Source organism: Clostridium oryzae, assembly GCF_002029235.1.
Classification (GTDB): Bacteria; Bacillota; Clostridia; order Clostridiales; family Clostridiaceae; genus Clostridium_AE; species Clostridium_AE oryzae.
The window spans coordinates 34,425-43,410 of sequence record NZ_MZGV01000035.1; the positions used below are offsets into that span (position 1 = coordinate 34,425).

The 8,986-nt window shown below is 33.5% G+C and carries 7 protein-coding genes, 1 riboswitch and 1 other annotated feature; of the genes, 5 read left to right on the forward strand and 2 right to left on the reverse strand.

The genetic code is table 11. The features are described from left to right. Positions 1-31: 31 nt before the first annotated feature. Complete coding sequence (locus tag CLORY_RS14885; protein WP_079425837.1) at positions 32-1,891, reverse strand: YgiQ family radical SAM protein; 1,860 nt, start codon at positions 1,889-1,891, stop codon at positions 32-34. A gap of 151 nt (positions 1,892-2,042) precedes the next feature. After that, positions 2,043-2,203, forward strand: a riboswitch (M-box (ykoK) riboswitch). A gap of 243 nt (positions 2,204-2,446) precedes the next feature. On the opposite strand from CLORY_RS14885, the gene CLORY_RS14890 reads away from it, so the two are divergent. The 5 genes from CLORY_RS14890 (at position 2,447) to CLORY_RS14910 (ending at position 7,674) form a co-directional block, all read left to right on the forward strand. After that, positions 2,447-3,712 carry a magnesium transporter gene (locus CLORY_RS14890; RefSeq protein ID WP_079425839.1) on the forward strand — a complete coding sequence of 422 codons (1,266 nt, stop codon included), beginning with the start codon at positions 2,447-2,449 and terminating at the stop codon, positions 3,710-3,712. 260 nt (positions 3,713-3,972) lie between these two features. Further along, on the forward strand, positions 3,973-4,674 hold the full coding sequence (gene sleB, locus CLORY_RS14895) for a spore cortex-lytic enzyme (RefSeq protein ID WP_079425841.1): 702 nt from the start codon (positions 3,973-3,975) through the stop codon (positions 4,672-4,674). Positions 4,675-4,745: 71 nt separating this feature from the next. After that, positions 4,746-4,976, forward strand: a binding site (T-box leader). Between the two features lie 39 nt (positions 4,977-5,015). Beyond that, positions 5,016-5,927, forward strand: coding sequence for a cysteine synthase A (gene cysK, locus CLORY_RS14900; protein WP_079425843.1), 912 nt, complete (start codon positions 5,016-5,018; stop codon positions 5,925-5,927). A gap of 32 nt (positions 5,928-5,959) precedes the next feature. Further along, positions 5,960-6,571: a serine O-acetyltransferase EpsC gene (epsC, locus tag CLORY_RS14905; RefSeq protein ID WP_139376055.1), complete on the forward strand. Its 612-nt coding sequence runs from the start codon at positions 5,960-5,962 to the stop codon at positions 6,569-6,571. Between the two features lie 401 nt (positions 6,572-6,972). Beyond that, on the forward strand, positions 6,973-7,674 hold the full coding sequence (locus tag CLORY_RS14910; RefSeq protein WP_079425846.1) for a lysophospholipid acyltransferase family protein: 702 nt from the start codon (positions 6,973-6,975) through the stop codon (positions 7,672-7,674). 145 nt (positions 7,675-7,819) lie between these two features. Here CLORY_RS14910 and CLORY_RS14915 read toward each other — a convergent pair whose 3' ends face one another. Further along, positions 7,820-8,668: an AraC family transcriptional regulator gene (locus CLORY_RS14915; RefSeq protein WP_169911643.1), complete on the reverse strand. Its 849-nt coding sequence runs from the start codon at positions 8,666-8,668 to the stop codon at positions 7,820-7,822. Between the last annotated feature and the right edge of the window lie 318 nt (positions 8,669-8,986).

Genomic DNA, 8,986 nt, shown 5'->3' on the forward strand with positions numbered 1-8,986 from the left:
ACTAAAATGGAGCACCCAAGGGTGCTCCATTTTAGTGTCTTGTTCTTCTATTTTTTATGTGCTTGCCTCTATTACTTTCAGTTCTTCTAGGTGGGTTATTACCAATTAGACATTTACTACTATTGCCGATTAGATCTTGTCTGCCTGCCTTTAGCAAAGCTTTCTTAACAAGTTCATAGTTTTTAGGCAATTTATATTGAAGCAGCGCTCTTTGCATATCCTTTTCTTCCTGAGTTTTAGGTACATATACTTTTTCTCCTGTAAGAGGATTTTTTCCTGTATAATACATTGCAGTTGATAAACTTCCTGGAGTCGGGTAAAAATCCTGCACTTGCTCAGGAGTATAACCCATATCTTTTATATAGAGAGCGAGTGCAATAGCAGCTTGTAAATCAGAGCCAGGGTGACTTGACATTAGATACGGTACAAGAAACTGCTTTTTGTTAAGTTTCTTATTAATGTCAAAGTATTTGCTTACAAATCTATCATAGACATCTCTGCCGGGTTTACCCATCTGATTTAGTACACGGTCGTCTACGTGTTCTGGAGCAACCTTGAGCTGGCCGCTAATATGGTGCTCACACAGTTCCTTAAAAAAAGTATTATCTTTGTCATGCAGCAGATAATCATATCGTATACCGGAACGTATAAAAACTTTCTTGATTTTAGGCAGCTTCCTGACTGTTCTCAGTACATCCAGATATTCACTATGATCTATTATTATATTCTTGCAAGGTTTTGGAAACATACACTGCTTGTTTTTACAAGTACCTACACTTTCTTGAATTTTGCAGGCTTTATGTCTAAAGTTAGCGGTAGGACCTCCTATATCGTGTATATATCCCTTAAAATCAGGCAGAGTAGTAAGTAGTTTGGCTTCATCAACGATGGAATCTTTACTTCTATTCTGAATTATTCTGCCTTGATGGAAGGTTAAAGCACAAAAAGAACAAGAACCATAACAACCTCTATGACTGGTTATTGAAAATTTTATTTCGTTAAGCGCAGGTATACCTCCAAGTTCTTTATAGACAGGGTGATATTCTCTTACATATTGAATACTGGAAAAATAGTCCATCTCATCCTGAGTTAATGGCAGCTGAGGTGGATTTTGAACAACGTATTCAGTTTCGTGCTGCTGAATTATTCCTTTTCCTCTGATCGGGTCCTGCTCATTATATTCTAATTTATAGCTTTCTCCGAAAGCATCTTTGCTTTCTAGAACTTCCTCGTAAGGAGGTACAAGCACATAATCTTTAAGGTTTGATATATCCTTAGTTATATATACAGTTCCTCTGATATCGGTCATATCTTTAATGTTTTTTCCATATCTAAGCAGTTCTGCAATCTGAACTATAGTCTTTTCTCCCATACCATATACAAGTAAATCAGCTGGACAATCCATGATTACGCTTCTTCTTATTTTGTCATCCCAGTAGTCATAATGAGCAAAACGTCTAAGGCTGGCTTCTATTCCGCCAACTATTATAGGAGAATCTTTAAAAGCTTCACGTATTTTATTACAGTACACGATTAATGCTCTATCTGGTCTGTAGCCAGCTTTACCGCCTGGAGAGTAAAAATCGTCATGTCTTTTTCGTTTTGCAGCAGTATAGTGATTTACCATTGAATCTATGTTTCCTGAAGTTACCAGAAAACCTAGTGAAGGTTTGCCTAAACACTTAAAATCCTCTAGCGTTTTCCAATTAGGCTGAGCTATCATACCAACTTTAAAACCTTGAGCTTCAAGAACCCTTCCGATTACGGCACCTGCAAAAGAGGGGTGATCTATATATGCGTCTCCGTTAACAATTATAAAATCTAACTGATCGATATTTAGCTTTTTCATATCAGCCTTATTTATCGGTAAAAATTGTTTATTTATATTCATATACAATTAATCTTCCTTTTCTATAAGTTTTCCCAAAATCTTATACCATTATAGATTATATAAAAAATTAAGACAATAACCAGAGTATAGAATGATAAAAAAATATAAATAAAAGTGTTTCATTTTTACTAGTGATGTAATATAATAAAAGTGTACTTATTGTTAGGTGAGGCTCCTATATGGATACACGCTGCTACCCGGAAACATCGAGAGATGCCAATGGGTTAACAAATACTACCGTCTTAAGGTTTTATTTAACGCAGCTAATGATTGACGCCGTATAGTGCTAAAACTCAACGATATATTTTAGTTGATTTTAGGAGCCTATAATGGGCTCTTTTTATATTTATATTCAAAAATTAGTCAGAAATGGATTTACTCAGTATAAATATTTGCTGAACGATTAGTTAATAAGTTTATAAAAAAAGGTGGTGCGTTTTTGATGGAGGCTGGCCCTCAAAGTCACAGGTTAAACAAAAATAGAATAGTTGTGTCAGAGAGGGGCTATTATCGTATTATCATATAGTTTCTTCTGGCATGCAAGGAGGAATAATTATGATAAGATTAAATAATATTTTTTTAAGCTCCATATTGCGTAAGAAATTATACGATGAGTTTGAGGAAAATATAGGAAGATTATGGGATATATATGTAACTACTGAGGAAGGTTATCCTAGAGCCATAGGCTACATGGTAAAAAAGGATGGAGAAATCTTTAATTACGAATTTAAAAATATACAGTTTTGGCAGGATGAGGAGGGCAAAGTTACTATAAAGGTTAGAGGAGTAAAAGATATCATTCCGAGAACCTATTCCTACCTACTGTCTAAACATCTTCTTAACAAGCAAATTGTAGATGTTAATGATAAAAAAGTTGTACGGGTAAATGATCTTAAAATAGCAGAAATAGCAGGAGAGCTAAGAGTTGTAGCAGTTGACTCTGGGACTCTTGCGAGGGCAAGAAGATTTGGAATAGAGAAAGCAGTTAAGGCATTTTATAACACTATAAATCGTAAGCCAAATGATGCGATAATAATGTGGGACAATGTTGAATCGATAGAAATGGTTAATGCCAGCTTAAAAATTTCCATACCCTATAAAAAACTTTCAAAACTACATCCTGCGGATTTAGCAGATATATTAGAGGATATGGATACGAGCTATAGAAAAAAAGTTTTTGAAAGTCTTGATGAGAATCTAGCAGCAGATACATTGGAAGAGGTTGAACCTAAAGTACAAGCAGAGATATTGGAAAATATGAGTGAAGAAAAGGCGGCTGAGGTCTTGGAAGCTATGCCTAATGATGAGATAGCAGATATTCTTGAAGATATGGATGGAGAATTTGCAGAGAAATTGCTTAAACATATAAATAAAGAGGATGTAGAAGAAATAAGGGAACTTATGGAATACGAGGATGAAACTGTAGGTAGTATAATGAATACGGACTACCTTGCTTTCAGCGCTGACGATTCAGTTGGCAAAGTCATCGAATGTCTAAGAGAAATGAATCCTGATGATGAAGTTATCTATTATGTCTATGTAATTGATAATGAAGGGACATTATTAGGTTTTATATCTCTTAAAGATTTGATAATAAATTATGAGGATACTAAACTTTCGGATATAATGAATAGCGATATTATCAGTATAAAAGTTGCTAATAAGATAGACGAAGCAATGAGTGTTGCTATTAAATATAATCTTATAACTCTGCCTGTTACTGATGAAAATGAAGTATTAGTAGGCATAGCAATCATTTACGATATATTAGATGACTATGTATCAGATTCAAAGAAAAAGCATTATAAAAAAGTAGTATAGATATATTAAGAGTAGAGAGAAAAGAGTAAAGAGTAGATGTGAGTTATAGTGGAGTTCGGATAAATTAATTTTGGAGAACATCCACAGGGTGGTGCAAAATAATTAGAAATCAAAAGCCAGAATGGAAATTACTACGGGAATTTGTTCCCGTAGTAATTTTTTTGCCAATGGAATTAGCTGACATAGGATGCCACCATTTTTTCTTATTTTGTATTAATTTTATATTTTCGTATAAACTAATGCAGAAAGGAGTTGATGCTGTGCATAAAAAAATATTAAAATGCAGAAAGAAAAAGATGGCTATTTTTAGTATCGTTTTAGTATTATTAGTAGCTTTGGTATGTTTATTTCCATATTATACTTTGACTGGAGCAGCTACATATTCCTGGGGTTCTAGAGGAAGTACTGTCAGAGAAATTCAAACGAGACTAAAGAGATGGGGATATTATTACGGAACTGTAGACGGTATATATGGTTATAGGACATATTCATCAGTAAAATGGTTTCAAAGTAAAAATGGGCTTCCAGCAGATGGTGTTGCTGGAAATAGAACTTTAGCTGCTCTTGGAATAAATACGACAGCTGGCACCACCAGTACTTATGCAGCAAGAAATCAGAATGAAATATTATTATCAAGACTTATCAATGGTGAAGCCAGAGGAGAGCCTTATACAGGTCAGGTAGCTGTAGGAGCAGTTGTATTAAACAGAATAAGAGATCCTAGGTTTCCGAATTCAGTAGCAGGGGTAATATATCAACCTGGTGCTTTTACGGCCATAGTTGATGGTCAAATTCATGCGGAAATATTATCAAGCTCCGTAAATGCAGCAAGAGATGCATTAAATGGCTGGGACCCTTCAGGCGGTGCTTTATACTATTTTAATCCAGCAAAATCTACAAGCCAGTGGATATGGTCAAGACCGTTAATAAAAATAATAGGAAAACATAGATTTTGCAGATGACTTTATAATGAAATTTAAATAGTATCCCTATTGACAAATTATGTGAAGATAATATAATAATAATAGATAGTGAAAATACGTTGATAAAGAAAAGTAGTATAATTTTACTGCACAGAGATGGAATGATTTGCTGAGACATTCTACTTATAAGATTATATGAAGTGCCCTTTTGAGTAGTATGCTGAATTTGTTTTAGTAGGCATCACCGGGTTCACCCGTTATAGTGATAGAGTATAGGTGTACTTGATAAGGTAGTTCTAATATAATTAGAGTGGAACCACGAAGTTTACTTCGTCTCTATATGAGGCGGAGTTTTTTATTTTATATATGGGGGGATACAATTGATTTATGAAAATACTCTAGATTTAATTGGGAACACACCAATGCTTAGGTTGAATAATGTAATAAAGGGATGTCAGTCAGATATATTTCTGAAAATAGAAAAAAATAATCCCGGCGGTAGCATAAAAGATAGAGCAGCTTTAGGTATGATTGAAGAGGCTGAAAAGCAGGGAACTTTAAAAAAAGGGGATACAATTGTAGAACCTACTAGTGGAAATACTGGTATAGCTCTAGCTATGATTGGTACTTTAAAAGGCTATAAAGTTAAAATAGTTATGCCTGACACGATGAGTGTGGAAAGAAGAAATATAATTAAGGCCTATGGTGCAGAGTTAGTATTGACAGAAGGTATTAACGGAATGAAAGGAGCAATTGCTAAAGCTGAAGAAATGGCAAGAGAGGACAGTACAGTTTTTATTCCTCAGCAATTTACAAATCCTGCAAATCCTAAGAAACATTATGAAACTACAGCAGAGGAGATAATAAAGGATTTACCTGATATATCAGCATTTGTATGCTCTGTTGGTTCTTCAGGAACACTTATGGGTGTAGCTAAGCGTCTTAAGGAATATAATAGAGATATTATAGTCGTTGCTGTAGAGCCAGAGAGATCAGCAGTTATTTCTGGAGAAAAACCAGGTGCACATAAAATCCAAGGAATAGGTTCGGGCTTTATACCTGAAATTTATGATGGAAAATATGTGGATGAAATTATTAAGGTTTCAGACGATGATTCATATAAAACAGCGAGAGATGTGGCAAAAAAAGATGGCATATTGGTTGGAATATCTACTGGAGCGAATATTAAAGCCGCTATTGAGCTTTCAAAGAGAATAAAACCTGGAAATAAGATAGTTACTGTATCTCCAGACAGCGGAGAAAAATATATATCTTCAGGGCTTTATGATTAAGAGCTTAAAAGGTAGATATGGTACAATTTGATATGCACTGCACTTGGAGGTGTAATAAATTGTTTAAGAAATTAAAGTATGATATAAATAATATTATTAAAAACGATCCTGCGGCAAGAAATTTTATTGAAGTATTACTTTTGTACCCTTGCGTTCATGCAATTATAGTATATAGGCTTTCACATTTTTTATATGTGCATAAGAGATTTTTTCTAGCCAGGTTTGTGTCTCAACTTGCAAGATTTTTTACTGGAATAGAGATTCATCCAGGTGCCAAGATAGGAAAAGGTCTTTTTATAGATCACGGCATGGGGGTAGTAATTGGAGAAACTTCTGAGGTAGGAGATAATGTGACGATATATCATGGAGTTACATTAGGGGGAACCGGCAAAGAAAAAGGAAAAAGACATCCAACGGTAGGAAGTAATGTAATTATCGGAGCAGGAGCCAAGGTGCTTGGTCCTATTAACATTGGTGATGGGGTAAAAATAGGTGCAAATTCTGTTGTATTAACAAATGTACCTGCCAATTCCACTGCAGTAGGAATTCCAGCAAGAATAGTTCAGAAAAAACCCATAAGTATAACTGAAATTCAAGATTATAGGGGCCTGAGAAGAACTATATTTAATGAAATGGTGATATAAAAAGGGTAGGAAGTGATTTCCGTCGGCCGAAAAATGCCTTCCACAACCACTTCCTACCCTATGCTCTAACTCTTAATATTCACAAAATACTTTTATTATATTGCTTCTGTTGTTTTCTTATCTTAATTCACTAACTTCAAAATATATTATTAATTATATTTGATTTTTTCGTAAATATGATGTAACAATTTATATTTAGTGCTTATCTTTTTATCTTTAATCATGGACTTTTAAAGCTTTTCAAACTATAATATTATTTGGAGTTTTTTAAATAGTATATGAGAAAATTACATAATAGTGAAATGAAAAGCTTACTTAAGCATATATGTAATTTCCTGATATAATATCGCTTAGACTCGATAAACTATATAATATCTTGTAATTGGAAAGGCGGAAGGGCAATGATATCACCTAAAGTTGCAAAATTTATAAATAGTATGCCCATGGGCATTAGAAAATATATTTCTAGAAAGATTGTAAGTACATATTTAAGCAAGTACGCTGAACTTAAGGTTTCAGGAACTGAAAATATTGATGCAGCTTCAAAACCAATAATATTTATAGGAAATCATTTAAGTAATGCGGATGGACTTATACTATCTGAAGTTCTTGGAAAGTATGATGTTTCTTTTGTAGCTGGAATTAAACTTACAGGTGATCCTATAACAGCATTAGGAATGCATAATGTAAAGACTATAAACATAAAGCCTAATTCGGCTGATAAAGAAGCACTAACTACAATAATAAGTAATGTCAAAGCTGGAAAAAACATTTTTATATTTCCCGAAGGCACTAGGAGCAGAACTGGTAGTATGATAGAAGGGAAAAAAGGAGTTATACTTATAGCAAAATTGACTAAGGCTACGATTATACCCGTAGGAGTATATGGAACAGAGAAGCTTATGCCTATAGATAAGGATGGTAATATGTCTTCAGAAAATTTCCATAATGCTGAAGTGTTCGTTAATGTAGGAAAGCCTGTGGAGCTTCTTGCTAGAGAAAAGGGAGAAGAAAAGCATGTATTTGAGGAGAGATGTCTTACTCATATGATGAAGTCAATTGCCGCTTTGCTGCCAGAAGAGTATAGAGGCTACTATAAATAAAAAATTTAGATTTAGAAATGAAAGATTAAAATTCAGCTGTGCTGAACTTAATCATACGCTTTTGAATAAGAGAATAATTTAACAAACGAAAAATAGAAGCTGTGACAAGCTTCTATTTTTCGTTTACTAAAACTTTTCTTGCTGCTTATACTGCCTTGTATTTTAGGCATGAAGGCGGATAACCATAGTGCTTCTTAAACAGCTTACTGAAGTGATAAGCGTCATCGTAGCCAACAGCATGAGCTGCTTCTTTAATAGTAAGTCTGTTGTAGGTTAAAAAGTCTTTAGCCTTTGAAAGTCTTATCTTTATAAGATAATTTATAGGGGAATCCCCTGTCTCCTCTTTAAAAAGTTTTGAAATATATGCAGGACTTAGATACATATTCTGAGATATTATTTCCAAAGATAAATCATGCATATAGTTTGTATTTATGAATTCAGTTATTGCATTTACAATGGTGCTCCTATCATAGGTTTCAAAATTAATGCAACCTTTTTCCTTAATAGAGTTGTTTTGATATATAACTCTTAGTAAAATAACTAAAAGCTTCATGCCTAACGTTTTCAGAATCAGCTCTGAACCAGATTCATTTTTATTTTGTTCCAGAATAATATCGTTGAAACACTGAAGCAAATCATCATCGTAATTTGTATAAGGAATCACTGGAGTTATGTTATCATTTATTATATTATTATTAGGAAGGTCATTGACTTTAAAATTTTCAAAACCTGCGTGAAATTCATGAATACCACTGCCGTCAATAGTATATTTGCCATGACATACGCCAGGATTAAGCACTAATATATCACCTTTTTTTACCTTATAGGGAATATTGTTTATCATGTAGGTGCAATTACCAGACATAATATATATTATAGACATAAAGTCATGACTATGAACTTTGCTTTTATGGCTAGGTTCAAAGCGTTTTTCAAAAGTGTAAAGTATTTTAGGATTAAAATTATCAACATCCATTCCAAAATTGCAACACACAAAAATCACCTCACATTTACACATTATCGTTTTGAGCTGTAAATATTCTCAGCAGTATTTTAATAAAAATATGTACAATGAATGTAACGGAAAGACTCCAATCATACCGATACCTATTAATTCTAAAGCTTTCATTGTAGTTCACCTCTTAAATTATATTAACTATGAGGCAATAAAAGAATCAAAGTTCTAAAAAAGCTGTTGACAACAATGATAACAAGCTCTTCAGCTATAATTACTGTTATTTATCCGACAACGGGTTATAATAGTAAAATACGTTGCTTATTGTTGATTTTATTTTATAATAATTATATAAGG

Excerpts from the sequence above, each read along its gene's own strand:
- CLORY_RS14890 (WP_079425839.1), top strand. The coding sequence starts at position 2,447 with ATGATAAGATTAAATAATATTTTTTTAAGCTCCATATTGCGTAAGAAA.
- CLORY_RS14885 (WP_079425837.1), bottom strand. The coding sequence starts at position 1,891 with ATGAATATAAATAAACAATTTTTACCGATAAATAAGGCTGATATGAAA.
- epsC (WP_139376055.1), top strand. The coding sequence starts at position 5,960 with ATGCACTGCACTTGGAGGTGTAATAAATTGTTTAAGAAATTAAAGTAT.
- CLORY_RS14910 (WP_079425846.1), top strand. The coding sequence starts at position 6,973 with ATGATATCACCTAAAGTTGCAAAATTTATAAATAGTATGCCCATGGGC.